This window comes from Bacillus paranthracis (assembly GCF_024296885.1).
Classification (GTDB): Bacteria; Bacillota; Bacilli; order Bacillales; family Bacillaceae_G; genus Bacillus_A; species Bacillus_A paranthracis.
On record NZ_CP101135.1, the window covers coordinates 2,783,845 to 2,808,362 of the forward strand.

The 24,518-nt window shown below is 34.2% G+C and carries 28 protein-coding genes, 1 pseudogene and 1 riboswitch; of the genes and pseudogenes, 9 read left to right on the top strand and 20 right to left on the bottom strand.

Annotated elements, in window-relative coordinates; genetic code table 11:
* Positions 1-188: 188 nt before the first annotated feature.
* From NLJ82_RS14325 to NLJ82_RS14340, 4 genes are read right to left on the bottom strand one after another with little or no spacing between them, the layout of a single operon-like run.
* On the bottom strand, positions 189-1,136 hold the full coding sequence (locus NLJ82_RS14325; protein WP_000844674.1) for a serine hydrolase domain-containing protein: 948 nt from the start codon (positions 1,134-1,136) through the stop codon (positions 189-191).
* 24 nt (positions 1,137-1,160) lie between these two features.
* On the bottom strand, positions 1,161-2,051 hold the full coding sequence (locus NLJ82_RS14330) for an AraC family transcriptional regulator (protein WP_000428662.1): 891 nt from the start codon (positions 2,049-2,051) through the stop codon (positions 1,161-1,163).
* 49 nt (positions 2,052-2,100) lie between these two features.
* A complete protein-coding gene (locus tag NLJ82_RS14335) occupies positions 2,101-2,571 on the bottom strand; it encodes a GNAT family N-acetyltransferase (RefSeq protein ID WP_001266035.1) in 471 nt (156 codons plus the stop codon).
* A 17-nt stretch (positions 2,572-2,588) separates the two neighbouring features.
* A complete protein-coding gene (locus NLJ82_RS14340; RefSeq protein WP_000610475.1) occupies positions 2,589-2,996 on the bottom strand; it encodes a DUF3980 domain-containing protein in 408 nt (135 codons plus the stop codon).
* Positions 2,997-3,092: 96 nt separating this feature from the next.
* Between NLJ82_RS14340 and NLJ82_RS14345 the strand changes: the two genes are divergently transcribed.
* Positions 3,093-3,545 carry an NUDIX hydrolase gene (locus NLJ82_RS14345; RefSeq protein WP_000624033.1) on the top strand — a complete coding sequence of 151 codons (453 nt, stop codon included), beginning with the start codon at positions 3,093-3,095 and terminating at the stop codon, positions 3,543-3,545.
* A gap of 33 nt (positions 3,546-3,578) precedes the next feature.
* Here NLJ82_RS14345 and NLJ82_RS14350 read toward each other — a convergent pair whose 3' ends face one another.
* On the bottom strand, positions 3,579-4,490 hold the full coding sequence (locus NLJ82_RS14350) for a DMT family transporter (RefSeq protein ID WP_000832969.1): 912 nt from the start codon (positions 4,488-4,490) through the stop codon (positions 3,579-3,581).
* A 124-nt stretch (positions 4,491-4,614) separates the two neighbouring features.
* On the opposite strand from NLJ82_RS14350, the gene pdxR reads away from it, so the two are divergent.
* Entirely contained in the window at positions 4,615-6,057 is a 1,443-nt protein-coding gene (gene pdxR, locus NLJ82_RS14355; RefSeq protein ID WP_000454924.1) for a MocR-like pyridoxine biosynthesis transcription factor PdxR, read from the top strand.
* Between the two features lie 80 nt (positions 6,058-6,137).
* Complete coding sequence (locus NLJ82_RS14360; RefSeq protein WP_000708746.1) at positions 6,138-6,578, top strand: YaiI/YqxD family protein; 441 nt, start codon at positions 6,138-6,140, stop codon at positions 6,576-6,578.
* Positions 6,579-6,664: 86 nt separating this feature from the next.
* Here the strand turns inward: NLJ82_RS14360 and NLJ82_RS14365 are convergent, their stop codons facing one another.
* The 9 genes and pseudogenes from NLJ82_RS14365 to NLJ82_RS14405 all read right to left on the bottom strand — a co-directional run bounded on the left by NLJ82_RS14365 (position 6,665) and on the right by NLJ82_RS14405 (position 14,126).
* The gene (locus NLJ82_RS14365; protein ID WP_000358165.1) at positions 6,665-6,979 is read right to left on the bottom strand and encodes a DUF3892 domain-containing protein; all 315 of its coding nucleotides are present in this window, start codon (positions 6,977-6,979) and stop codon (positions 6,665-6,667) included.
* A 63-nt stretch (positions 6,980-7,042) separates the two neighbouring features.
* Positions 7,043-8,037, bottom strand: a pseudogene (locus NLJ82_RS14370) (sensor histidine kinase).
* The gene (locus tag NLJ82_RS14375; RefSeq protein WP_000870359.1) at positions 8,034-8,705 is read right to left on the bottom strand and encodes a response regulator transcription factor; all 672 of its coding nucleotides are present in this window, start codon (positions 8,703-8,705) and stop codon (positions 8,034-8,036) included. The pseudogene NLJ82_RS14370 and the gene NLJ82_RS14375 overlap by 4 nt, the downstream one beginning before the upstream one ends.
* Before the next feature lie 34 nt (positions 8,706-8,739).
* Positions 8,740-9,726, bottom strand: coding sequence for an alpha/beta fold hydrolase (locus NLJ82_RS14380; protein ID WP_000722773.1), 987 nt, complete (start codon positions 9,724-9,726; stop codon positions 8,740-8,742).
* 106 nt (positions 9,727-9,832) lie between these two features.
* Positions 9,833-10,657 carry a DUF2785 domain-containing protein gene (locus NLJ82_RS14385; RefSeq protein ID WP_001006694.1) on the bottom strand — a complete coding sequence of 275 codons (825 nt, stop codon included), beginning with the start codon at positions 10,655-10,657 and terminating at the stop codon, positions 9,833-9,835.
* Between the two features lie 128 nt (positions 10,658-10,785).
* Positions 10,786-11,457: a nucleoside/nucleotide kinase family protein gene (locus tag NLJ82_RS14390; protein WP_001080540.1), complete on the bottom strand. Its 672-nt coding sequence runs from the start codon at positions 11,455-11,457 to the stop codon at positions 10,786-10,788.
* 173 nt (positions 11,458-11,630) lie between these two features.
* Positions 11,631-12,374: a metallophosphoesterase family protein gene (locus tag NLJ82_RS14395; protein WP_000357615.1), complete on the bottom strand. Its 744-nt coding sequence runs from the start codon at positions 12,372-12,374 to the stop codon at positions 11,631-11,633.
* A 13-nt stretch (positions 12,375-12,387) separates the two neighbouring features.
* Positions 12,388-13,314 (bottom strand): aminoglycoside phosphotransferase family protein, encoded by a 927-nt coding sequence (locus NLJ82_RS14400; protein WP_001002791.1) that lies wholly within the window; start codon positions 13,312-13,314, stop codon positions 12,388-12,390.
* A gap of 14 nt (positions 13,315-13,328) precedes the next feature.
* A complete protein-coding gene (locus tag NLJ82_RS14405; RefSeq protein WP_000923852.1) occupies positions 13,329-14,126 on the bottom strand; it encodes a VOC family protein in 798 nt (265 codons plus the stop codon).
* 206 nt (positions 14,127-14,332) lie between these two features.
* On the opposite strand from NLJ82_RS14405, the gene NLJ82_RS14410 reads away from it, so the two are divergent.
* Positions 14,333-15,235: a sulfite exporter TauE/SafE family protein gene (locus tag NLJ82_RS14410; protein WP_001170731.1), complete on the top strand. Its 903-nt coding sequence runs from the start codon at positions 14,333-14,335 to the stop codon at positions 15,233-15,235.
* Positions 15,236-15,274: 39 nt separating this feature from the next.
* Here the strand turns inward: NLJ82_RS14410 and NLJ82_RS14415 are convergent, their stop codons facing one another.
* Positions 15,275-15,724 (bottom strand): GNAT family N-acetyltransferase, encoded by a 450-nt coding sequence (locus NLJ82_RS14415; protein ID WP_000764628.1) that lies wholly within the window; start codon positions 15,722-15,724, stop codon positions 15,275-15,277.
* Positions 15,725-16,047: 323 nt separating this feature from the next.
* Positions 16,048-16,240, top strand: a riboswitch (Lysine riboswitch).
* A 112-nt stretch (positions 16,241-16,352) separates the two neighbouring features.
* Between NLJ82_RS14415 and NLJ82_RS14420 the strand changes: the two genes are divergently transcribed.
* From NLJ82_RS14420 to NLJ82_RS14430, 3 genes are all read left to right on the top strand, one after another.
* Positions 16,353-17,819 carry an amino acid permease gene (locus NLJ82_RS14420; protein ID WP_001083374.1) on the top strand — a complete coding sequence of 489 codons (1,467 nt, stop codon included), beginning with the start codon at positions 16,353-16,355 and terminating at the stop codon, positions 17,817-17,819.
* A 113-nt stretch (positions 17,820-17,932) separates the two neighbouring features.
* Positions 17,933-18,238: an iron-sulfur cluster biosynthesis family protein gene (locus NLJ82_RS14425; protein ID WP_001026161.1), complete on the top strand. Its 306-nt coding sequence runs from the start codon at positions 17,933-17,935 to the stop codon at positions 18,236-18,238.
* A gap of 33 nt (positions 18,239-18,271) precedes the next feature.
* Positions 18,272-19,042, top strand: coding sequence for a DNA alkylation repair protein (locus NLJ82_RS14430; protein ID WP_000521730.1), 771 nt, complete (start codon positions 18,272-18,274; stop codon positions 19,040-19,042).
* 147 nt (positions 19,043-19,189) lie between these two features.
* On the opposite strand, the gene NLJ82_RS14435 is transcribed toward NLJ82_RS14430, so the two are convergent.
* Positions 19,190-19,957: a MerR family transcriptional regulator gene (locus tag NLJ82_RS14435; protein WP_001090705.1), complete on the bottom strand. Its 768-nt coding sequence runs from the start codon at positions 19,955-19,957 to the stop codon at positions 19,190-19,192.
* A 342-nt stretch (positions 19,958-20,299) separates the two neighbouring features.
* On the opposite strand from NLJ82_RS14435, the gene NLJ82_RS14440 reads away from it, so the two are divergent.
* Positions 20,300-21,061 (top strand): class I SAM-dependent methyltransferase, encoded by a 762-nt coding sequence (locus NLJ82_RS14440; protein ID WP_000817595.1) that lies wholly within the window; start codon positions 20,300-20,302, stop codon positions 21,059-21,061.
* A gap of 84 nt (positions 21,062-21,145) precedes the next feature.
* On the opposite strand, the gene NLJ82_RS14445 is transcribed toward NLJ82_RS14440, so the two are convergent.
* The 3 genes from NLJ82_RS14445 to NLJ82_RS14455 all read right to left on the bottom strand — a co-directional run bounded on the left by NLJ82_RS14445 (position 21,146) and on the right by NLJ82_RS14455 (position 23,082).
* Positions 21,146-21,331 (bottom strand): antitoxin VbhA family protein, encoded by a 186-nt coding sequence (locus tag NLJ82_RS14445; RefSeq protein WP_000143190.1) that lies wholly within the window; start codon positions 21,329-21,331, stop codon positions 21,146-21,148.
* A 30-nt stretch (positions 21,332-21,361) separates the two neighbouring features.
* Positions 21,362-22,483 carry a hypothetical protein gene (locus NLJ82_RS14450; RefSeq protein ID WP_000487040.1) on the bottom strand — a complete coding sequence of 374 codons (1,122 nt, stop codon included), beginning with the start codon at positions 22,481-22,483 and terminating at the stop codon, positions 21,362-21,364.
* Between the two features lie 68 nt (positions 22,484-22,551).
* Positions 22,552-23,082, bottom strand: a complete 531-nt coding sequence (locus NLJ82_RS14455; protein WP_012644459.1) for an NUDIX hydrolase — start codon at positions 23,080-23,082, stop codon at positions 22,552-22,554.
* 195 nt (positions 23,083-23,277) lie between these two features.
* On the opposite strand from NLJ82_RS14455, the gene NLJ82_RS14460 reads away from it, so the two are divergent.
* Positions 23,278-23,910: a cephalosporin hydroxylase family protein gene (locus tag NLJ82_RS14460; protein WP_003161750.1), complete on the top strand. Its 633-nt coding sequence runs from the start codon at positions 23,278-23,280 to the stop codon at positions 23,908-23,910.
* Between the two features lie 33 nt (positions 23,911-23,943).
* Here the strand turns inward: NLJ82_RS14460 and lepB are convergent, their stop codons facing one another.
* Positions 23,944-24,465 (bottom strand): signal peptidase I, encoded by a 522-nt coding sequence (lepB, locus tag NLJ82_RS14465; RefSeq protein ID WP_000806876.1) that lies wholly within the window; start codon positions 24,463-24,465, stop codon positions 23,944-23,946.
* Positions 24,466-24,518 lie beyond the last annotated feature (53 nt).

Sequence of the window (24,518 nt, forward strand, 5' to 3'; positions counted from 1 at the left end):
TTAAAATATTCACTTAAATATTTAAGTATTTTTAGGCCTTGTCCTCATTATACATAAAAAAAATAACCTCATACCTATAAAACCTAATATTTACATTCCTTAATATTTCTCTTACATTCCCCTGAACTTTTCGTCATAAAACAAAAAGATGGTATGAAACTCCAATTCACACCATCTTTTTACTAAAATTATTTATTTGACCGTATACAAGGAAGAATACATTTCACAATTAATTCCCATCTATCCCGTGCATTTGGTATAACTTCAGAAGCAATTACTACAACCAAATCCTGCTTCGGAATACAACAAATCATATTCCCACCGTCACCCATAGCACAGTATGAAAAGATTCCATCCTCTTCTCGTAACCACCATAAGTAACCATATTGATTTTGGTTCATTGTTGTCGATTCTTTTATCCATGATTTTGATAAAATTTGTTTTCCATTATGAATACCTTCATTCAAATACATCTGTCCAAACTTAGCCATATCTTTAACTGTTAACGTTAGTCCCCAGCCGCCTGTCGAAATACCATTTGGATCATGAACCCATCCTTTTACATCTTTTCCGAATAAGTCATCAAATCCAAACGCTTTCATATTGTAGTTTGGAATTTCTCTCATGTCGAGTGGCTGAAATAGCTGTTCATTCGCAAATTCACGCGCACTTTTTCCTGTTGCACTCGTGATAATTGCTGATAGTACATGCGCTCCTGCAGATGAATATTTAAAAGTTCCAATCTCTCCGCCGTTCCCCATTCTATGAAGTGTATACTGTACCCAGTCTGGTTGTGTACATAATTCTTCTAACGGTTCCTGCCAGTCTACAAAAGGATATGGAGCTGTCATTGTAAGTAAGTGTCGCACTGTTATTTCAGATTCCTTACGTTTATATTCAGGAAAAAACTCTATTACTTTTTGATCAACGCTTTTTATATAGCCTTTATCTATACATATCCCAATTAGGGCCGAGATTATCGTTTTTGTGACTGACGCTACATGAAATGCATCATCTGGACCATGCCCGTTATAATAGTTTTCAAAAATAACATTACCTTTCTGCACTACTAACATACCATTCATGTTTTTATATTCTTCTTGTATAATCTGATCTAACTTTTCAGCAGTTTTCATTATTCCTTCCCCTTTAACCTATAATTAAAAAGGTTCGATAGGTACATATATATCAACTATATGTTTATTTTCTGGGTGCTGCCTTGGGTCATTTTTATACATTTCAAAAGGATACGCATCTCTCGGTTTATATCCGCTATTTGGTAGCCATTCACCGTATAAAAAATCCCATGCTCCTTTATATTCATCTTGTTGTATTTCAAAATGACTTACCGCATACTTTCCAGAAGGTATTACCATTATTCCAATGTTGTTCGTTTCTACTGCGGATTCATCCGGAATTGTTATACATAAACTAGTCCTTAACTGATAGTCCTCTGTAAATTCATGATGATCGTGGTAAATGGTTAATACTTTCGTATCCTCAAATACATGATAGTTTTGCTTAGCTGCGTAATGAAATAATTTCTCTATCATTTTTGGAAAAGCTATAGTTAACTCCCTATATGTACCGATATGTCTTATGTATGCAACGTTTATATCGTCCGCTGTTACAATTTCAACATTTCCTCGAACCTTCTTACATTCATTGTATTGAGAAGTTCTTCTTACGTCTTTGCAATTCTTGCTATTATGGTTTCGATATTGAGACGGACTTACTCCGTAATAATTTTTAAATGTACGGGAGAAAACTGCCGAATCTGTGAAACCAAAATGGTAAGCGATGTCAGTAATCGTCATATCCGAACGGTATGTAAGAAGGTTTGTTGCCCTTTCTAACTTCAAGCGATTCACATACCGAGATAACGGCTCGTCTACTATTCCTTTAAAAATTCTATGAAAATGAAACTTTGAAAATCCTGCTACATTGGCTAGCTCTTCAATGGATAGTGAACTATCTATGTTGGATTCTATATAATCTTGAACTGTATGTATGCATCTTACATACTCATTTCTACTTTGTTTATTCTCCATACTTGTTATCTCCTCACAACAAAAAGGCTAACTTTTCGCTAGCCTACTTTTACACCTGTTTCAAAAATAAAACTCTACTACCGCCGTTCCCATCATAATTTGTATGTACCGATACACCCTCTACCTCATCATCCCCAGCCTCAATTCGAAAACCGATTTCTTGATGAAACTGTATCGATTTTTTATTAACTGGTGACGTAATTGCTTTTACAACTTTACGATTATTTGCACGTGCGACATCAAAGAAATACGAATACAATGTCGATGCAATTCCTCTTCTTCTATACTTCGGATTTACCCCGATAAAATGAACGTACGCTTCCTCTTTATGCGTTTGCGAAAAGAATCCGCATAAGAAACCTAACGTTTCGCCATCTTCTTCAATGATAAAACTCGTTTCTTGAAAGTGAACGAAAAACAATTTTGGCAACATGGCAGCCATGTCTCTCCCGCCCCACCAATCATTTAAAACAGAATGAATCTTTATATAATCTTCCCCTTGGATGTTTCTTACTCGCATACGTTTCTCCCTCTCACTCACTTCATTTTTTCATAAATTTTAATGACTGTTTCTACTAAAAGGATAAATACCCATATCCCGCAAAATACAAGAACTGACTGAAATATAGAACCTAACATCACAATACTTATTAAACCTACTTCCGATCCCGAAATAGAAATTTCATCAAACCTAAGATTATGTATAAATGGACCAGTTGAAAAAGCCATTAAAATAGATCCTATTAAATAAATCACACTTATTATTTTTAATATCTTTATAGAAAGATACGAAGTTTGTTCTTGCTCCACTTGTGATAATTCGATTTCTCCACTCGCAATTCCTTTTTGCAAACAGTCTTCACATAAAAATTCTTCCTTAATTTTTTTACCACCATGCAATGCACCTGTAATTTCTTTACAGCGCGAACACTTTCGATTTATCATTTTGTTATCACTCCAATCTCGTAAGATTATACTTATACAACTCTATTTTTACCTTATTATTCCTTTTATGTATTTTATAGAGAGGTGACGTGTTTTATGATATCTAAACTTACTTTTGGCTATAAAAATCCTACTGAACAATATGTATTACGACCTAGTTGTTATGCAATTATTTTTAACTCAACCTCTTCAAAGATTGCTATTATCCAAAAAGAAGAACGCTACTTTTTACCCGGAGGCGGTATGGAAGGGACCGAAACAAAAGATGAATGCTTACATCGTGAATTACTAGAGGAATTAGGATGGATAATTGAAATTGAGCAGTATATCGATAATGCAATGCGATATTTTTATGCGGAAAAGGAAGATACATATTATTTAAACGATGGGTTCTTTTATATTGCGAACATGGTACGGAAACAAACCGATAAGTGTGAAGAGGATCATATTTTAAAGTGGATGTCTCCTTTACATGCTGTGGAACTTCTACTTCATGATCATCAAAAATGGGCGATTGAACAAGCGCTTTTATTACGAAATGAAAAATGATCTCCTTCTATATGAAAGAGATCATTTGTACTGTTAACTTACCTTTTTCAAATTGAGAGCTGGCTTTTTGATTCCACCTTTTTTTACAACATATAAACCGATGAAGATAATAAGACCGCCAACGAGTTGCATCATGTTTATTTGCTCTCCAATTGTTACAGCCGCAAAGATAACTGCGAATAATGGAACAAGATACATGTATACCATTACTTTCGTTGAGCCTATTTGACTAATACCGACATACCACATCGCAAGTCCGAAGATTGTCGCGAAGACGATTGAATATGCTAGTGAACCCCAACTTGGCATGTCTACTGGCCACGTTAATGTGTTTACGTTGAATAAACAGTATATAACGAGAGGTACAATTCCAATTAAAGTAGACCATGATGTGACTCTCATTGCGGAGTATTTTGTAATAAGAGGTTGCGCTAATATCGGATACCATCCCCACGCAATTGCTGCGACTAATCCAATTATATTTCCGAGCCATGCATACTCGTAAGTAGCTCCTCCTGTATGACCTGTTAATAAAACGAATGCGGCACCAATAAAGGCTACTATTGAACCAATCTGTACTTTCATCGAAAAGCGTTCTTGTTTGTGCAATACTGCTAATATCCCTGTAAATATAGGTGACATCGCAATTAATAATGAGGCGTTCGTTGCTGAAGTATATTTCACAGATAGCATAAACATCGTTTGATACATTGTCGTACCAACGATACCGACTGCTACTAATCGTAACCAATCTTTTCTTTCAATGCGTAATGAGCGTTCCATTAAAAATGTAATAAGTAATAATACCGGTGATGCTACTAAAAATCGTAAACTATTAAATTGAATGGATGACATATATGCCACGCCATACTTTCCAATTGTATAATTCGCTCCCCATACTAATGCTACTGATACTAGGAGCCATTCCATTTGCCATCGTTTCATCCGAATCTCCCCTTCCATATTTAGCATAGTAAAATTGGCTGGATATAACACCGTCCAATTGGCTGTTTTTTTACCCAGCCAATTTGTTATACTGAATGTATATAAGAGTTACGGAGGCGTTTTTATGGAATGGAAGCTAGATAGCGACAGTAAAATCCCTATTTATCAGCAAGTTGTTGACTTTATTGAAAAACGTATTACATATGGAGAACTTCCTCCAGGTAGCTTCCTCCCTTCCGAACGGAAATTAGCTACACAGTTAAATGTAAACCGCAGTACAGTAACGACTGCTTATAATGAACTTCGTGCTATGGGAATTGTAGAAAGTACGACTGGTAAAGGAACACGCGTGAGTACACATATGTGGGGCGTTTCTCCAACATTAACGCCGAACTGGAGAAATTTCGTAGAAGGTGGTACGTTCTTACCAAACTTACCGTTACTTCGCCATATTCGGGCAGAAGTACAACAAAATGAAAATATTATTGATTTTGCAAACGGAGAGCTTGGTTGTAATCTTTATCCTCACGATCAACTACAAACGATTTTACGAGAACAACCGTTAACGCATGCATTAAGTTATGATCATCCGCAAGGGTACCTCCCGCTAAGACAAGCGGTAGTAAAATATATGAAAGAATATTTAAAAGTGGAAGCGACTGAACAATCGATTATGATTACATCTGGTGCACAGCAAGCCTTGCATCTTATCGTACAATGTTTATTAAATCCGGGTGATGCTGTCGCTTTCGAAAGTCCATCACACTGTTATTCCTTACCGTTATTCCAATCAGCAGGTATTCGTATTTTCCCATTACCTGTCGATGAACACGGTATTAATCCGGATGATGTGCAAGAGCTATATAGAAAGCATCGTATTAAAATGATTTTTTTAAATCCAAACTTCCAAAATCCTACGGGCACTATGCTGCATCCAAACCGTAGAAAAAAACTATTATCACTTTGTGCAGACTTACGAATTGCGATTGTGGAAGATGATCCGTCTAGTTTACTTACGTTAGAAAAGAAACAACCTTGCCCTACGTTGAAATCGATTGATGAAAATGGAACTGTCATTTACGTGCATTCTTTATCAAAGATGATTGCACCGGGATTACGAGTCGGCTGGCTTGTCGCCCCGCAATCGGTAGTAGAAAGGTTATCTGACGCACGACATCAAATGGAATTAGGTATGAGCATTTTCCCGCAGTGGCTTATGCAGCAGTTTTTTGAAACTGTACCATTTCAGTCTCATATCGTACCGTTACGAAAACAATTAGCAGAAAAAAGAGACGTTATCGTTCGTGCTCTAAACGAGCTACTTCACGATAAAATCTCTTTTTCAAATCCGACCGGTGGTATATACATATGGGGGAAATTAAAAGAACCGATAAACGAAAAACAACTCATTATGCAAAGCTTAAAACAAGAAATAGCCTTTATGCCGGGGAGTATTTTCGGCGCGAAAGATGGTTATATTCGTTTATCTTATGGAAAAGTGAATATTGATCAAATTGAGGAAGGGATTTCTCGTTTACGTGAGGCTATTTTGGTTTGTGAAAAGTAACTTTAGATACAAACCCTCGTTTGACAAAACCTAAATCTACCATTATCATCAACACGAACCTAGTTATAGGAGTGATACCAATGAAAATCTATGTTGATGCAGATGCTTGCCCTGTAAAAGATGTAATTATTTTTGAAGCTACGAAGGCAGAAATTCCTGTTACCCTCGTTACAAGCTTTTCTCATTATTCTAATGCAGAGCAGCCAATAGGCGTGGAAACAATTTATGTTGATTCTGGAGCAGATGCTGCGGATTACCGAATTATGCAGTTAGCCCAAAAAGAAGATTTAATCATAACACAAGATTACGGTCTTGCTTCGCTTGCTTTAGCAAAAGGTTGTATCGTACTACACCATAAAGGCTATAAGTATACGAATGATAACATTGAACAATTGTTACAAACACGATATTTAAGTGCAATGGTTCGAAAAAGTGGTAAACGTACAAAGGGACCGAAACCATTTACAGCAGAAGATAAAGAAAAATTTAGAGCGCTCTTTAAAAGTTTTATCGTACGTTAAAAATGAACCGTCTATTTGCAAGAAAAACTTCGTAAAATCAAGAAGAGAATATCCAAATGAACATTCTCTTCTTGATGTTTACCCGTTTAAAATGAAGGTAAATTATCTAGGTTATTTTCTTTTATTCCATCAGGTTCACTACGTATAATATCTCTGCCATACTTATGAAATACATCCACATGAGCTAACTTCCCTGATTTTGCTTCTTCAAGAGCAGTCATATAATCTAACTCTCTCCCGCTACTTGTTTTAAACGCTATTAAATCCCCATCATCATTTTTACGAACGGCAACAATTTGTTCTGCTTCTGAATTGACTTCATGGTCTACTTCAAATTGAGCTTGTTCTTCTCCTTGATGTAAGTAATCATTATACACTTTTTCAAAATCTTTTTTGTCCATTAAACTCACCTCCAAAACATTTTATTAGTATGGTTGGGAGGTATTGGTTTTATGTAATTTTCTCTAAACTTTAGTATTTTCAAATGAAAACATTGTCCCTCACTATTTGATTGTAAAGTGTATTTTATATCAAACATCTTTGATATATCTTCAATATTTTTCAAACCAAGTCCTGTTCCTTTACTATTTATATCGAACCCAATCCCATTATCTCTAAAATAAACAATATCTTCATCTATAATGATTTTAAGTTTTTTAGCTTTTGAATGTTTAAGGACATTTTGAAAAATATTATCAAATAGCCTTTGAATCCATAACTCATTACTATTCCATATCAACTCTTTATCTTGTGGATTATATACTAATTCAATTTTATGAATGCTATACAAATAGCTCCATTTTTTAGTCATATTTTCTATTAAATTATGTATATTCACTTCATCATGCACAATATAAGTATTCTCTAAGGTTTCGGTAGATTGCATATTAAATTCGTTAGTTAAATCACTTATATATTGTATCTGCTCATACAGTGATTCAAGTACTGGTGCTTGTTCCTTGTACTCACCTTCTAAATAATATAATTGTAATCTGACCGCTGTTAAGGGTGTATTAATATCATGCCGTAATTTATTTAATAGTTCCTTTTTTATTTGTTCCTGTTGTTGTAGTTCCAATTCTCGATAAGTTGTTCTTTCTATAAGCAAGTTTACTGATTTAATCAGTTCTCCCATTTCATCATCGCTTTTAACATCTATTATATTAGGGATTTTTTTATCACTCGCTAAATCTCGAATTGTTTGATTTAATATATTAATTTTATTTAATACGGTGTTAATCGACCTTGAAAATACAAAAGCTAATACTAATAATGATAACAAAAATATGATTAACATAGTAGGATATGCATAGGATTCGTGAAAAGGGATGTTCTTATTTTTAGTTTTAAAGACAGCATTATAAATAACTGATACAAAGATACTAATCGACAACAATAACAGTGGTACGCTAATAATAGCGGAGAATAATAGTAACTGATATTTTTTCTTTAAGTTCATTTCTTCATATAGGTATTTAATCTATACCCTTCTCCATATATGTTCTGAATAATATCACCTGTTTTATCATCAATTTTGGTTCTGATCTTCCTTATATGTACGTTCATGATATTTTGATTTCTATCTTCGAGTTGCCATAGGTAATCATAGAAGTGTTCTTTCGATAAAATTCTATCTCTATTTTCATATAAATAGAAGAATATTTTACGTTCAATTGCTGTAAAAGCAACTTCATTACGCAAATCATTAATAAAAACTCTTTTATATTCTGCATCTATAAATACATGGTTAATTTGCGTGAACATACCATATTGATTACCTAACATTTTCTGAATCCTTAACAACAACTCTCTAGGGTCAAAAGGTTTTATCATGTATTCTTCTCCAATAGTTAAACCTTTTAGTTTACTATCCATATCATTCCTTGCTGATAGAAATATAATTGGAATATTTAATCCTAGATTTTTTATTTTCTTTGTAATTTGATAACCATCTTCGCCTGGTAACATAACATCCATTACGACTAAATCTATTTCATGAATTATATCAAGAACTTTCTTTCCCTCTTTCTCCCAATACACATTATACTTCTCACGCTGTAAAATTTTTTGTAATAAATCTCCTATAATTAAATCGTCTTCAACAATTAATATGTTATATACTTTCATTATGTAGACCTTTCATCACTAAAATAACAATTGCTTAGTTCTTCACTACTTTATTCTTAATAAAATCCATAGCAATTTTGTATATTTCATCAGGAGCATATAAATAAATACTATGTGTACCTTCAATTATTTTCACATCAGCTATTAATAACTTGCTAGCAAACTCCTTATAATCTTTGTTTTTTTGCTTTGTATACTTCGAATCTTTATATTGCCTAGCAATCGCATCTATAAATAACATAGGTGTTTCTTTTGGGATCGATAAAGAATTTGATTTTTTACCGTTATTGTAGCTTTGTAAAAGTTCTTGCTTCATATCATCATTAAAAGCCCGCTTATACGTAAGCGCTTTATAAACATCTTTTTCCTGTTCGTTTAAAAAGGATTGACGAATGACTTCGGGATTATAAGTAATAGAGGGAGCTAATCTCTGAAAACCAATTTTCGTTAAAATATTCATCCCTTTTATTTTTAATGAATCAACCATACCTATTTTATTAGTCACGTACTGTTTAGGTAAACCAATATCTAACGCAATAATCCCTTTTACTTCACTTGGATATTTTTGTGCCCAATAAATGGCCTCAATACCCGATAGAGAGTGTGGTACTAAGATGTATGGTGGTTTATTCCCACTTCGAATAAGCGCTTCTCTTGTTTGTTCTAGTATCGTATCAATATCTCTATCATCTTGAAAAACATCACTGTATCCATAACCAGCTCTCTCAATTACAGAAATCTTGTTTTCTTTCGAAAATTTACTGTATAAGCCTTTCAACTCATAAACAGGAGCGGCAATTCCAGATCCGGCCATAAATACAAACGTATCTTCCCCGCTCCCCTCATTATAAACATTCACTTTTTTATTATCGAAATTAACAAGTTCACCTTTATTGTTCATTAATTTCGATTCCATTTTTAATTGACAGTTATGATATATAAATACAGCACCTGTACCAAAGAAAATAATACTAATACACATTAAAAAAATTATTTTCACTAACCTCAATATTTTTTTCATTTGACACCCCTTTCAGCCTATACTAAAAGGGTACAATGTAAAAATAAATTTCTAATAAATTTTTCAAAATTAATATTTATTCTTGGTTTCTAAGGCTGGAGCATTTTTAATACCTACGCAAACCCTTCAAAGTCTCCAATATATCATCTGTAAAGGCTGTACTACCCTCTGTCTCTAAAACTCTGAAATAAAAACTTCTTAAGAAAGTTCTAATATTTTGTACTAAAATAGCATGCTGCGGATGTCGGATGTCTTCAACAGTTGCTATACTATGTAGCCAATTGCTCCACTCTTCTTCCGTTAAAAGATCTTGGTTACGTAATGACATAATTGGCTTTACTAATCTCTCATCCTCAAAGTGTACATATACATAATCACTCAATCGAACCTTCTGACGAACAGCAGCTAATATTGCATATGAAAACTCACGATTTTGTATTGTACGTGCTAATGCATCGAGTGCATCCGCTGCATGTGCAGTAGAGTGTGCCCAGCCTTTTCCTTCTACATAACCTCTTACATCTTCTTCTAAATATACATATTCCAGCACTTGTTCTGCTACACTGTACAGTTGTTCTTCGGATAACAACGGTTCTCTTTCATGAACAGATAAAATAAGTGGTGGAATTAATACGGAGAACGCACGTTTAAATACAGAATCTGTTCCCTTTTCACCAATTTTATAAAATAAATAATCAGGACTAATTGCTTGTAACATTAATCCTCGTAATTCTTTTTGTCTAAACACATCAGTTGTAATCCATGTGTGAAGCGTACTATAAATTAAATCATCGCGTAATTCAGCATCTGGTGATCCGATATAATCTAGCATCCACTGCGCATATGGATAAGCATCTACGTCTTCTGGTACAGCATAATTATTATTTTTAATTTGTAGTAGTTCTTCTTTTAATTCTAGTACTTCATTCATTATATTTTTTCTCCCCTTTTTGCGTTTCTTATTGCCTTATCCCCCGTTTTTCACTTTCTAAAGCTAATATAATTATACGAGAATTATAACTATTAATAAAAGGCTATACATATTCTTTTGATTGTGTATTACATTCGCTCTTGAAATATAACTTCTGGATTTGCTAAATCACTATTCCGAAATACAACATCTGCACAATCTTTCGGATTATGCTCCTCTATATACATCTTACAGGCCGCATGATACCTGTTTAAAAACATTTTTTCAGCTTTTTTATAACTTCCAAAAGCCTCTGTCTCCCGCTTCGCACCACGTTTTCTCGCAATCTCAAAATTTGTATCTACAAAGATTTTGTAATCAAATAAATACGCATAGTCTTTTTTTAATAGAAACGTTCCATCTACTATGAGTACCATATTGGGTTGAGCGAATATAGGCGTACTATATACAGGAATATCCGTTATTAAGTTATGAGAAATCGTTTCATACTGTAAATTCCCGTTTGGTCCTAAAGGCTTTAATAATCTTTCCTTGAAAGCTGTATAATCGTGTGCATCTTCATAATACCCTCTTGCAGATTCTTTTCCTTTTGCATAGCGAATCTTTCTTGGATTATGAAAATCATCAATGCTTGCGCGTGTTACTGGTAACCCTCGTTTTTTTATTTCTTCCGCTAGTTCATTTGCAAATGTTGTTTTTCCTGAAGCTGTAATACCACTTACTCCAACTCTTGTTGGGTGAGTTAAGTTTAATTTTAAAATATGATCTACAATTTCTTTAATTTGTTGTTTTCGGTTCATGATATTTCCCCCTTCATTTAGTTTACATAACAAAATTATAATTAACTTTTTATGTCACTATTTGTCGGTAAGTCGATATCCTATGTCGAATCGTCGATAAATCGAAAAAATCGTTGATATATTTTAAGTTACGATAGATATATTTGAAAAATCGTTGATATATTTTGATTGGCTTACTTTCCCTTAAACCCTCGATATAAAGCAGTCCGTAACTCTTGTTTGTATTCTTCAATTTCTGGCATATCGAGCTCTTCTGCCAGCCTGATAGCTAATTCAATATCATACGGTACTCGTACAAGTTGGATGGAAAAACTTGCTGCTTCTTTTTTATTGTAAGTTCCTTCGAATATTAAATAAGAAGCTTGTGTAATTTCAAGCGGATTTCCTACGCTACCAGTGTTACATAACGTTTTGCCTCTGAAATTTTGAACGAATGCTTGGTGAACATCACCGTAGCAAACGACATCTGGTTTTCTTTCTCCTTCTATATTCTCCGTGAGCTCACTGTTTTCGAACATACTAATACGCTCTTCTCTTGAAGCGTGTGGTTGTATTCTTTCATATAAACTTCTCGGTGAAGCATGAAACATTCGAATGAGTTTTCCACTCATATAAAACTCGATTGAAAATGGCAAGCTTCTTAAATAGTCATTTTGTTCTTCCGATAGTTGTTTTTGATGCCATTTTAATGCTTCAAATTCAGTTGGCTTTGTAATAAAATCATCCCAGTTTCCCATTACGACTACTTCACATTCTTTACGAATGATTTCAATTACTTCGCTAGAATGAGGACCTTTCCCTACTAAATCTCCAAGACAAATTATGCGTTTGATTCCTCTCAATTTAATGTCTTGTAGTACAGATTCTATAGCCGGAATATTACCATGTATATCTGAAATTACTGCTATTTTGTCCATATGAATTCCTCCTTTATTTATTAAATTCACTTGATTGATACCATTTTGGAATATAGGATGAAAATTGATTATGATCTTCTAAAATTTGGTTCAATCTTTCCTTCATATCATCTACTAAATGCGGCGTGCTTCGGTTTGTCCAAACGATATCCGCTGGGAATGTCATTGCTGCATATAATGAGTACAGTTTCCAAAAATGAAGTAATGGTTCCCCTCCGCAATAACCATGGACTTGTCCAACCGCAAATGGTTTGCTTATTCTTGTAGTAAAAATCGCTACGTTATAAAAATCGTGTATCGGATCGCCAAAATCATATCCACCAAAATCGATAACGATAAATTCCTTATTATGAATCATACTATTTGCTGGATGGAAGTCATCGTGTAAAAATGTGATTGGACGATTTTTTAATAAGTCTTTATGATTTTCTACAAAGGTTAATACTGGCTTCAAATCTATAAAATTCACTTCGTAATCTGCTAATGCCTCTATGTATTTTTCGTATTTATTCCATCTAGATGTTTCCCATTTATCACTTGCACTTTCTCTTTCAATTGAGTGAATTCGCTTTAATACTTCTCCAGCTTTTCTTCCTGCATGATACTGTTCTTCCGCCGATAGCTTACTTAAGCCCTCTTCACCATTTACACCTTGGGCCCATTCAAATACTTGAACACATTTATTTAATTCCTCAAGTTTTATGAAATGAATTAACTTAGGCGTTGGAATATGTAATGACTCTAATTGTTTCATATACGTATATTCTTCTTGTTTACGTTCAAAATGAACTGCATCACATACTTTTACAAAATATGTTACTTTGTTTTCTAATTCTATTTTATATTTCTCTTCATGTGAGAAACCTTTTGAAATAGCTGTACACTTTATAATACGAGGGCATTCTAGTTTTCTCTCTATCTCTCTAAGTATTTCATTCACAACGTTCACCTCTATTAATATATGTACAAACTACCTAACACTTCATGCTCTCGTTTATTTTCTCCTTTACATTCCACTGCAAATGGATATTCACCATAATTCTTTATGTATTCTTGTACTAGACCTTCTCCAATCGGTTCACAAAACTGTACTTGAATGTCACCAAACGATACACTTTGACACTCCGCATTCCATTCTTCATTTTTCATGACTGGAGTTGCAGTTAGCTCCATGACTGCTTTCCATTTCCGTACTGTTTCTCGAACATTTTTCACTGCGTAATGAATCGTTTCAATTTGTTGTACTTTGTTTTTATGTTCAGTGATCGTGCCAATGTTACGTAAATCATTTCTTCTTTCTTCGTCCGTTTCATTCCACTGTATAAAGAAAGGTAATTTCGGTCCGTTCTTATCTTGCTTTACAAATAACATTTTCCATTCTAAAAGACGGCCATCTTTTCTCATACGTTTCCCTTCAAATGGTCCTATCGTATGTAAACCGTGCTTACTAAACTTTACTGCTAGCTCTTCAATTGCATCTGTTCGAATTGCGATTTGAAGCATACCCTCACCGTCTTGTAATTTCACTACCGTTTCTTGTACTAATGGATTATCTGCTTTCTTCGCTTTTTCTTCATGTTGAACTGCTAAAAATTCTATATATGATAAATCAAAATAACATAAACTATTCCAAGTACCCCAAGTAGTATGCTCTCCGCCTAGTGCAGTATGAAATCCACGCTCCTGCATTTGTTTTGCCGCTTCCTCCGGTGTACAGTTCACTGCATGTACGAGGTGATCAAATAATAACATGTCTTTCTCCCCTTTCTCTCCATCCTTTTATTGTATATTTTATTTTTCTTTCATTCAATTCAAAAAACTTTAAAACCTAGTTGATTTATACGATTAATGTGTATTATAATGAAACAAATTTCATTATTGCTGATTGGAAAAACCAAAGGCACTTTTCTCACACGGGAAAAGTGCCTTTTTCATTTACTATTACAGGGGGATTATTTATGCAGAAATTAATTGTCTTTGCTATTATTGGATTTTTCGCTCAATTGATCGATGGAGCACTTGGAATGGCGTACGGGGTAACATCTACCTCGCTTTTACTAATGTTTGGTATCGCACCAGCTGTCGCTTCCGCTTCTGTTCATTTAGCTGAAGTCGTTACAACCGCCGCTTCTGGTGCATCTCACATCAAATTTGGAAACGTTGATAAATATACTGTTTCCAGGCTTACATTACCAGGAGCAATTGGCGCATTTATTGGAGCATGTTTTTTAAGCAATTTACCTGGGGATGTAATTAAACCGTACATTTCTGTATTTTTATTTACTTTAGGGGTTTATATTTTATTACGATTCATTATTCAAAAACAAGTTGTTACTTCAAAGAAACGTATGTCTGCTAAACAACTTGTTCCGCTTGGCTTATTCGCTGGATTCGTTGATTCAACTGGTGGTGGTGGCTGGGGGCCGATTACGACACCTGTACTTTTAGCAAGAGGAAATGAAGCTAGAAAAGTTATCGGATCTGTAGATACGAGTGAGTTTCCTGTTTCACTCGCTGCAACAATTGGTTTTTTCATCTCACTCGGTTGGGAACAAGTAAGTTGGGTTTGGGTATTTTCGTTAATGCTTGGCGGTATTGTCGCAGCTCCAATCGCTGCATGGTTAGTGCGCATCGTACCTTCTCATTTACTTGGCGTATTAGTTGGTGGCCTTATTATCTTTACAAACATTCGTACACTACTTACTACATTTAAAGTGGATCCAACGATTATTTCCCTTTCTTACGTGGCAATTGGTCTTGTCGTTATTATTTCTATTTTCATTGCTGTTCGTAATCATTCCAAGCATTCTAACACACCGACAGCCGGATATCCGAATGATCAAAAACAAATGCTACCTTAACGATAAAAATACCGCCCGATATACTTCGAGCGGTATTTTTTATTTTTCTATTTTCCAATTAATCATTGTTTCTGTAGTGCCAGTTCTCTTCATATGTAATTTCTCTAATACACGAATCGAGCTTTCGTTTTCAAGAAGTGTCTCCGCAATAATTGTTTCTACCTCTCCAGTTTGAAAAGCCCAATTTATTAGTTCTCTTACAGCTTCTGTCGCATACCCTTTATTCCAATATTTCTCAATAAAACCGTAACCAATTTCTACTGTATGCTCCTCATTTGGTTTCCCTTTAAACCCTATATCACCTAGAACGATGTCATCTTCTTTTCGAATGACATACCACGCGCCCCAAGGTAATAAATCCTTATCCTGTTTTACATTTTCTACATGCCCTACAACATGAGGACCACTATTATATCCTTGCTCGTTAGCAACGTGAATACTCTCTTCTGTACACGGCACTATATAGAGCCTTTCTGTTTCTAATTTCATTTTGATTTCCCCTTTTTTACTTACACGTTACTCTAATTATATCAAAAAATATGACCTGATTATGAATGTCGAATTATATTTTCTGAATTTTCTTTTAATTTTTGAAGGGTTTTTCAATATTTTTTGCGAAACATTTGTATAACAATTTTTTCTTTGCTTATTGTTACATAATAGTAGGTTCGGGTGGAGTTTTGCAAGCGTTTCCTATACAATAACCGATATTTTTTGATTTTTTCCTACAAAATATCTTGCAATATATTCAGAAACTCATTACAATTGCCATATATTAAAAATCTTAGCAATATATCAAATCCTCATCAATCCGATGAGGTAGAGGTTGCGACTTTTAAGAGTAAAACGGACGAGACACAGAGAAAGTCACCGACTCCGTTTGAAAGGAAAAGTTGCCGAAGTTTATATTTCTTCTCTGGAAATATGAGCTGGGGCTGTCTCCGAAAGGAACAGAACTGTCACGTTTACAAAATTACCGTGTAAACGTGGGGTGCTATCTTAACGGAAGGGTATGATGGGGTGGTTATTTGTGAAACGTTCCGCCAAATTCCTTTGGCGGTTTTTTGTATTTTTCTCCCCCGCTCCTTCCTATCTTACAAGAAAAGGAGTGTTGAACATGAATAGCGCAACGAATCAAGCTACCTCTAAAACAGAAGCTACAAAAGGAAAAGGTGAATTAAGACGCGGTCTAAAATCAAGGCACCTTACGATGATTTCTCTCGGCGGTACAATTGGTACCGGACTATTTCTTGCCAGCGGTGGTGTCATCCATTCAGCTGGACCTGGCGGGGCATTAATTGCATACGCCGCAATTGGAATTATGGTTTACTTTTTAATGACAAGCTTAGCTGAACTCGCAGCTTACATGCCTGTTACTGGCTCTTTTAGCACGTACGCAACAAAATTTGTTGATCCATCACTTGGCTTTGCACTTGGATGGAACTATTGGTATAACTGGGCCATTACGATTGCTGCTGAACTAGCTGCAGTAACATTAATTATGAAATTTTGGTTTCCAGATACTCCTTCCCTCATTTGGAGCGGATTATGTTTAGCTATTATTTTCCTTTTAAACTACTTATCTGTTAAAGGATTTGGTGAATCTGAATATTGGTTTGCACTTATTAAAGTAGCTACGATTATTATCTTTTTAATTGTCGGGTTTATGATGATTTTCGGAATTATGGGCGGCGAAACGGTTGGATTTAAAAACTTCACTGTTGCAGATGCACCATTTAACGGTGGTATCATGGCAATTATCGGAGTATTTATGGCAGCTGGTTTCTCCTTCCAAGGAACTGAATTACTTGGGGTAGCTGCTGGTGAAACTTCTGATCCAGAGCGTAATATTCCGAAAGCAATTCGCTCGATCTTTTGGCGTATCCTTTTATTCTATATCCTTGCCATTCTCGTTATCGGTTTATTAATTCCTTATACAACTGAAAGTCTTGCCGCAAGTGATGTAACAGTAAGTCCATTTACACTTATTTTTGAAAAAGCGGGCGTTGCCTTCGCTGCTTCTGTTATGAACGCTGTTATTTTAACGGCAGTACTATCTGCTGGTAACTCTGGTATGTATGCATCAACTCGTATGCTTTGGGATTTAGCTCGCCAAGGGAAAGCACCGAAGTTTCTTGGTAAATTAGATAGCCGCGGCGTACCTGTTAACGCATTAATCGTAACATCGATTGTCGGTAGTATCGCTTTCATTGCTTCTTTATTCGGTGACGGTGTTGTATACATTTGGTTATTAAATGCATCTGGAATGTCTGGCTTTATCGCATGGGTTGGAATCGCAATTAGTCATTACCGTTTCCGTAAAGCATATATCGCACAAGGAAAAGATTTAAATGACTTACCTTATAGAGCAAAATGGTTCCCATTCGGACCAATCTTCGCATTTGCACTTTGCGTCATCGTAATTTTAGGTCAAAACTACGGCGCATTTATGGGTGAATCAATCGATTGGAACGGCGTACTCGTTTCTTACATCGGTTTACCACTCTTTTTAGTACTTTGGTTAGGATACAAATTTACGAAAAAAACAAAAGTCATTCCACTTGATAAATGTGAACTGAAATAAAGGGAGACGAGCAAACAAATTTGTTTGCTCGTTTTTTATTGCAAACCTCTTTGCTTCCCTATTGCCCCTGTTTTTGCAATAATAAAGGAAATATAAATAAAGGTTGGGATACAATGAACATTCGCATTACTGATGAAGCAATAGCAGCTATACATAGATTAGAACGTGAAGATAAAAAAATCATTCGCATTAGAGGGACAATGACAAACTCTTGTAGTATTTTCGTTGATGTCGATTTAATTTGGGATACATATGTTGCAGATGATGTTGTATATGAAGATGCAGACCTTATCGTACAAATGGATTCATTTACGAAAGACTACACTGGTGATACGGTGAAGCTTGATTATAAAACGACAGGTTTTAGTATTACGACTCCGAGTGAGACTTTAGTTTATGGATTGTCGATTAAAAAATAAAACTTGTTTTCAACTGATCACTGAGGTGAAAAAATGGGTAAATATGTTCCGCTAAAATTTTTATTTAACGAAGAATTAGCAGAAAAAATGGCTGATTCTATTTATAAACACGATCCTACTTTCTCTAAAAGAAACTTTGTGTCTTCCGTAACATGTAAAGTTGAAAATTTAGAGTTAAAGCAGCGTATTGAAGTATTGGCAGATGAATTACACAATGCTTTACAAAAAGATTTTAATGAAGCAATACATATATTACTGAAAACATTAGGACCAGAAAATACAACAGAAGTAGGCACATTTACAAACGGATATATGTACATGCCTATTGCAAAATACGTTGAAAAATATGGGCTTAACGATTTTGAAACCTCATTCAACGCCATGTATGAAATAACGAAAAGGAATACTGCTGAATATGCCATTCGGCCTTTTCTTCAAACATACCATGAAGACACACTAAACATATTACAAAAGTGGATTCATGATGAAAACAGTCACATTAGAAGATTAGTTTCTGAAGGTACGAGACCTAGACTTCCTTGGGCTAAAAAAATAGGAGCTCTGAAAGGTGACTTTCAGTACAATTTACAGCTTCTTGAGCCTTTAATGAATGACCCTTCTAAATATGTTCAAAAATCTGTAGCCAATCATATTAACGATATTACGAAAGAAGATAAAGAATTCGTTTTTCAATGGTTGCAGCAATTACGTGATAAACAGCATCCAGTTAATCCTTGGATTATAAAACATGGGTTAAGAACGGTAATAAAAAATGATACTTTACCAAAAGATTTTTATTTTTGAGTATTTTAAACAAAAACGCGTATGCTTCAAAAATAAAGCATACGCATTTCTTTCTTTTGAATAAAGCAATAACAAACATATTCCCCTCCTTCAATGAAAGGTCTATAGCATTATTTCGATGAAGCTAAACACTCATAAAATCTATTCCTATTCCATTTCTACTTGCTTCATATAATATTCCATCGCTTCATTAAGCCATTTTTGTTCATCTTCTGTGAAAGGCGAGGGTATCATATTTTCAAGTTCTTGCATATCCAGTTCTTCCACACTAGTATTAGCTAATTTTTGTATCAAATCTTCACTAAGAAATGAAAAAGACTCTTCTATATATTCCTTTACCATCTCTTGTACTTTCAAATCCTCGACTGGTTTACCATATAATTGCTTAACCTTTTTAGACAATTGAATAAACGTTTGATCCAAAGCAATTTTATCTTCTTCTGATTTCTTTGATATTTCTTCCACGATATCCGTTAACTTATGGCGTTCCGTCCATTCTTTGTGTGTATGTTCAGTATTCATACCGTAAATAAGACTAAATAATACAGTACTATCTACCTCTTCTTCCTCTTCGACTAACTTCATTACTCTTTTAATTACTTGCATTGATTGCTCAATTTGTTCTTTTTCTCTTTCTAACACTTGCAAATGGAGAGACAAGCTTTCATTCAGATCAACGCTAAAGCTTGATTCATGTAACAAATTAGCGACTTTATCTAGACTATAGCCTAGAAATTTTAAACTTATAATTTTTTGTAAGGTTATAATATCTTGATATTTATAAATGCGGTGCCCTGAAGAAGGATTCTTTTCTGGTTGTAACAATCCAATTTCATCATAGTAATGCAAAGTAGGAATTGGTATGCCCGTTTTTTTCGAGAATTCTCCAATAGAAAACTTTTTATCCGTATTCATGTAAATCCCCCTATTAAAAATATAAATTCATTATAAAACCTAAAGTAACTAGAGGTTCAAGAGGATAATTCAAGAAAATTCAAAAACGTTAAAATTCATGTAATCAATACGTATTGCACTATTTCATTTAATGGCCCAATTATTGAAGAGCATAACCTTCCCTCACAAATTCAAAGGACTTTCACTTACTTATCCCGAATATATAAATAACCATTCTTACAAGGAGCGAATTTATATGAATCTATTCGAACACAAAACGTAAAACCGTTCCCCTTTCATAAGAGGTCCTCCTTTTTTCTTTTCTCACCATATCATTTACTTACAAAATAGGAGGATACAATTATGAAACGTGATCCATTATTTTTAACTTTATTAGAAAGTGCTAATACAAATTTTAGCGGTTGGGATTTTTCTTTTATTTCAGAAACGGGTCGAATGAAGAGCGAGCCTTTATCATGGTCGTACGGTAGCACTGCTTATCAGCTTATGCAACGTGTTAAATCAATGCTTGATATGGGTACTGGCGGCGGAGAGTTTTTATCTATGTTACAACCATTCCCGCCAACTATTTATGCGACTGAGGGTTACGCTCCAAACTTGCCAATTGCTCGGAAGAAATTAGAGCCTTTAGGAGTTACAGTCGTCGAAGTGATTAATGATACTGCTTTACCATTTCCAAATGGTCAGTTTGATTTAATCATGAATCAACATGAATCATATGCTGCCTCTGAGGTAAACAGAATTCTTTCTCCTAATGGAATGTTCCTTACACAACAAGTTGGTGGTCTCGATTGCGCTGAACTTAATGAACAGTTTGACACACCACTAAATAGTGAATTTGCAAGTTGGTCGCTTGAAGCGGCATGTAATGAACTACAGGAAAATGGATTTACTATCTTAGAAGCAAAAGAAGCATTCCCTTTCCAACGCTTTTATGATATTGGCGCTATCGTCTATTATTTAAAAGCAATTCCGTGGCAAATTCCTGATTTTACTGTCGAAAGATATTATGAGGAATTATATCGTATACATAAAGTCATCTTACAAAAAGGGTATTTTGATGTGACGCAACATCGTTTTCTGATTAAGGCGATTCGCAGTTAATCATGGAGCATATGAAAAAGAGATGGATCTACCATCTCTTTTTCCCCGTTTATTTTTAAAAATTTTGTGGTGGTTTCTAGATTGTTAAGTACGTCCACGTCTTGCAATCACATCAGCTAATGTAATAAGTTGCTCGTGCGTTATCTTTCCGGATACCTTTTCTTTTATAATTTTTTCCATTTCCTTTGTAACAGTCATGCCTTCTATTTCTAGACTCGCTTTGGCCGCCTCGAAAGCTTTATTTAGTTCTTCCTCGTTTTTGAATGTCATAATTTGAGTTACTCCCTTCAAATCATTTTTTTACTCTTTTAATACAAGAAAGGTAATATCATCCCATTTCCTCTCTAATTGTAAAGTAGTCTTTTCAATACTTCCTCCTGTTAACAAATCATATCCTTCAATCTCAGCTACCAATTGTTTCGTTTTACTCTTTGGATTCATATCTTTGTATAAGATGTATAACTTATTACCATGTACTTGTATATCCGAAATCCCTTTGTCCTCTCTAGCGATTTTTGTATCACTCTGCAGGGAATATGTACGTATGCTGTTCAAGTTCTCATCTAGCTCTTTCACTTTTTCATCATTATTTAAAATATACACCTTATCTTCAATCACCTGCACTAGAACAGGTATGAATTGTTTTTCGTCTAATATTGTTTCTTTTTCTACTACCCTAGTCTTTGTATTTACCATAATTAATTTAGGTGGTAACTTTTGATTTACATTATCACTTAGTACGAACAATAATTTATCTTTATACTTTTGAAAAATTATTTTTTGAGCAGTTGGTGCAAAATACACATTTTCATTAGGAATTTCAAATTCGTTTGTTTTTTTATTTGTGACCAAATCTATTTCTGAAATATATACTTTATCTAGCGTTTGTGAAAATGCGTATATATGATTCTCAATAATATGCGCACCTTGAATCGTTCCCTTTAGTTCTACACTCTCTTGCCTTTTGTCACTATCTTTCCAATATACAAGTTCACTTGTATATCCCTTCTTTTCGTCTACCAATCCAATATTCACATCATAATATACATATCCTTGTTCTGCATGGATGAAATATGCCCCTGCGTTTACATCTTGTAATTGTTTCGGTCTACTGATTTCTTGCATCTTACCAGTCTTATCAATTGCATAATGATTGTTATTTCTATTTGATGAAAAGTAGTATCCCTTTTCATCTTTTGCATTGCTCATCATACTTTGACCATCTACTTCCATTTTACTAATCGTATTTCCTTTCTTATCATATGCATATATGTAACCACCATCTTTCATTGCATTTGAATAGGATACGAGGTAATCTGCTTTTTGAATGTCTTTAAGTTCTGTATCACTTTTAGAACAGGCTACAAAAAGGAACATCGTACATATGACGATTATGGTCAATGAATTGTATTTCTGAAACATATCTTTCCCCCTTATATATAATGAGAGCAATCAACATAAAAATGCTGATTGCTCTTTGAAATATTTTATTAACTTGAGTATGAGAGAGTTTTTTTTACATGCCGTTTGTTCGCATCATCTTCTGTCAAATATGAAGTTGTGTAAGTAATAATATTCCCGTTATCATATGTGAATATATGCTCTAACTTATTTTCTTCTGTTAATACTATTGGTAAGTATTTTAGTAAATTGGTAACTACACCTCTATTATCCTTATTTAATATCCAATCAATTTCTTTCCATTCTAATAATCCTTCCGTCGTACTTAATGGCGTGTCCATATGTACTCCATCTGGCAGGTCAGCAAGGAATACATACATTCCTTCACGCCCCTGAGACTCGTCCTTACTTTTAAAAACGACATTCCCCTTATACGTTACACTTGGAAGATCTATGCCTGTTTCTTCAAGCGTTTCTCTAATTATCCCTTCATATGGCGTTTCATTATCTTCAATTTTTCCACCAACACCATTCCACATTCCCATATTTGGCTTTTTATTTCTATTCAATAAGAGTATTTTATTTCCTTTTCTAATGAAACAAATTGTGTACTTATACATACGTTTCTTTCCTTTCTTTTTCCCCTCATCTAAAAATTTAAACAGCATTTTGATTAGACTTGCTGCATAAAAAAATTCTTATTATACAAACAACTGGTTTTTTAATGAGGTATTTTGCTCATTTTTATTCAAAAACATTCTCCTTACAATCATATCTCACATAATATATTGTACAACTTTCGTTTCCAGAAAGGAGTGTTCAAAATCGATAACATAAGCAGCGAATTTTTAAAACAATTTTACGATAGTCGCGTCTGGTTATATGATACACATTGGCTTGGAGTCCCCATTCTCAAACTTCCTTCTGATCTTTTTTTGTATCAAGAAATGATTTACGAATTAAAACCCGATTTAATTATTGAATGTGGCACTTGTTATGGTGGTAGCGCACTGTATTTAGCTTCCATTTTAGATTTAATTGGAAAAGGTCATGTTCTTACTATTGATATATTTCCACAACCAAATCGTCCATCCCATGATCGTATTACGTATTTAACAGCTTCTTCTGTTTCAGTAACCGCTGTGCAAACAATATTAAGTATGCGCAAACCTGATGATGTGATTTTAGTTATTTTAGATTCTGATCATAGTAAAGAGCATGTAGCAAAAGAATTGTTGCTTTATAAATCTATCGTTACTAAAGGCAGTTATATTATAGTAGAAGATACATCTATTAATGGAAATCCTGTTTCTCCTGATTGGGGACCTGGCCCAATGGAAGCTGTTGAAGAGTTTTTAGCTACAAACAACAATTTCATAATCGATGAATCTAAGCATAAGTTTTTCATATCGTTTAACCCAAAAGGTTTTTTAAAGAAGATAAAGTGAAACGTTAATAAGTGGGGATAGAGAAACCCCCACTTATTCTATGATCTTCATTTTTGAAAAAGGATAATATACAAATTCCACTTTGCCTATTATATTATCTTCTTCAATATATCCTAAACCGTTTCGACTATCTCTACTAAGTTCACGATTATCTCCCATTACAAATAATTTATTTGGTGGGATTTTTGTCTTTTGAAAGTTATAAAACACTTGCGTATTATTGAATAAATCTTTATTTGTATACGGTTCTTCTTGTTTTTTATCATTCACATATACAGATCCATCCGTTATGTTAATTACGTCACCAGGAAGCCCTATTACTCGTTTTACATAATATTTTGACTCATCCTCTTCCTTTATAATGACAATTTCTCCATGCTCTAAATCAGAAAAGTGTACGGCTGCTTTATTTACAAATACGTAGTCTTCTTCATATAAAGTCGGTTGCATCGATTTCCCTTCCACTTTACATAAAGTAAAAGAATGATAGGCTATTACCAAAACAAACACGAAGAGTATGTATTTCCCCCAACCTCTTTTAATCTCCTGTTTCATATCCATTCCCACCTTATTCAAACGCTTTTTAAATCAAAAAATATATCACTGCA

What these genes read in the sequence shown, in the direction of transcription:
- NLJ82_RS14325 (WP_000844674.1), bottom strand. Translation starts at nt 1,136, where the DNA reads ATGAAAACTGCTGAAAAGTTAGATCAGATTATACAAGAAGAATATAAA.
- NLJ82_RS14330 (WP_000428662.1), bottom strand. Translation starts at nt 2,051, where the DNA reads ATGGAGAATAAACAAAGTAGAAATGAGTATGTAAGATGCATACATACA.
- NLJ82_RS14335 (WP_001266035.1), bottom strand. Translation starts at nt 2,571, where the DNA reads ATGCGAGTAAGAAACATCCAAGGGGAAGATTATATAAAGATTCATTCT.
- NLJ82_RS14340 (WP_000610475.1), bottom strand. Translation starts at nt 2,996, where the DNA reads ATGATAAATCGAAAGTGTTCGCGCTGTAAAGAAATTACAGGTGCATTG.
- NLJ82_RS14345 (WP_000624033.1), top strand. Translation starts at nt 3,093, where the DNA reads ATGATATCTAAACTTACTTTTGGCTATAAAAATCCTACTGAACAATAT.
- NLJ82_RS14350 (WP_000832969.1), bottom strand. Translation starts at nt 4,490, where the DNA reads ATGAAACGATGGCAAATGGAATGGCTCCTAGTATCAGTAGCATTAGTA.
- pdxR (WP_000454924.1), top strand. Translation starts at nt 4,615, where the DNA reads ATGGAATGGAAGCTAGATAGCGACAGTAAAATCCCTATTTATCAGCAA.
- NLJ82_RS14360 (WP_000708746.1), top strand. Translation starts at nt 6,138, where the DNA reads ATGAAAATCTATGTTGATGCAGATGCTTGCCCTGTAAAAGATGTAATT.
- NLJ82_RS14365 (WP_000358165.1), bottom strand. Translation starts at nt 6,979, where the DNA reads ATGGACAAAAAAGATTTTGAAAAAGTGTATAATGATTACTTACATCAA.
- NLJ82_RS14375 (WP_000870359.1), bottom strand. Translation starts at nt 8,705, where the DNA reads ATGAAAGTATATAACATATTAATTGTTGAAGACGATTTAATTATAGGA.
- NLJ82_RS14380 (WP_000722773.1), bottom strand. Translation starts at nt 9,726, where the DNA reads ATGAAAAAAATATTGAGGTTAGTGAAAATAATTTTTTTAATGTGTATT.
- NLJ82_RS14385 (WP_001006694.1), bottom strand. Translation starts at nt 10,657, where the DNA reads ATGAATGAAGTACTAGAATTAAAAGAAGAACTACTACAAATTAAAAAT.
- NLJ82_RS14390 (WP_001080540.1), bottom strand. Translation starts at nt 11,457, where the DNA reads ATGAACCGAAAACAACAAATTAAAGAAATTGTAGATCATATTTTAAAA.
- NLJ82_RS14395 (WP_000357615.1), bottom strand. Translation starts at nt 12,374, where the DNA reads ATGGACAAAATAGCAGTAATTTCAGATATACATGGTAATATTCCGGCT.
- NLJ82_RS14405 (WP_000923852.1), bottom strand. Translation starts at nt 14,126, where the DNA reads ATGTTATTATTTGATCACCTCGTACATGCAGTGAACTGTACACCGGAG.
- NLJ82_RS14410 (WP_001170731.1), top strand. Translation starts at nt 14,333, where the DNA reads ATGCAGAAATTAATTGTCTTTGCTATTATTGGATTTTTCGCTCAATTG.
- NLJ82_RS14415 (WP_000764628.1), bottom strand. Translation starts at nt 15,724, where the DNA reads ATGAAATTAGAAACAGAAAGGCTCTATATAGTGCCGTGTACAGAAGAG.
- NLJ82_RS14420 (WP_001083374.1), top strand. Translation starts at nt 16,353, where the DNA reads ATGAATAGCGCAACGAATCAAGCTACCTCTAAAACAGAAGCTACAAAA.
- NLJ82_RS14425 (WP_001026161.1), top strand. Translation starts at nt 17,933, where the DNA reads ATGAACATTCGCATTACTGATGAAGCAATAGCAGCTATACATAGATTA.
- NLJ82_RS14430 (WP_000521730.1), top strand. Translation starts at nt 18,272, where the DNA reads ATGGGTAAATATGTTCCGCTAAAATTTTTATTTAACGAAGAATTAGCA.
- NLJ82_RS14435 (WP_001090705.1), bottom strand. Translation starts at nt 19,957, where the DNA reads ATGAATACGGATAAAAAGTTTTCTATTGGAGAATTCTCGAAAAAAACG.
- NLJ82_RS14440 (WP_000817595.1), top strand. Translation starts at nt 20,300, where the DNA reads ATGAAACGTGATCCATTATTTTTAACTTTATTAGAAAGTGCTAATACA.
- NLJ82_RS14445 (WP_000143190.1), bottom strand. Translation starts at nt 21,331, where the DNA reads ATGACATTCAAAAACGAGGAAGAACTAAATAAAGCTTTCGAGGCGGCC.
- NLJ82_RS14450 (WP_000487040.1), bottom strand. Translation starts at nt 22,483, where the DNA reads ATGTTTCAGAAATACAATTCATTGACCATAATCGTCATATGTACGATG.
- NLJ82_RS14455 (WP_012644459.1), bottom strand. Translation starts at nt 23,082, where the DNA reads ATGTATAAGTACACAATTTGTTTCATTAGAAAAGGAAATAAAATACTC.
- lepB (WP_000806876.1), bottom strand. Translation starts at nt 24,465, where the DNA reads ATGAAACAGGAGATTAAAAGAGGTTGGGGGAAATACATACTCTTCGTG.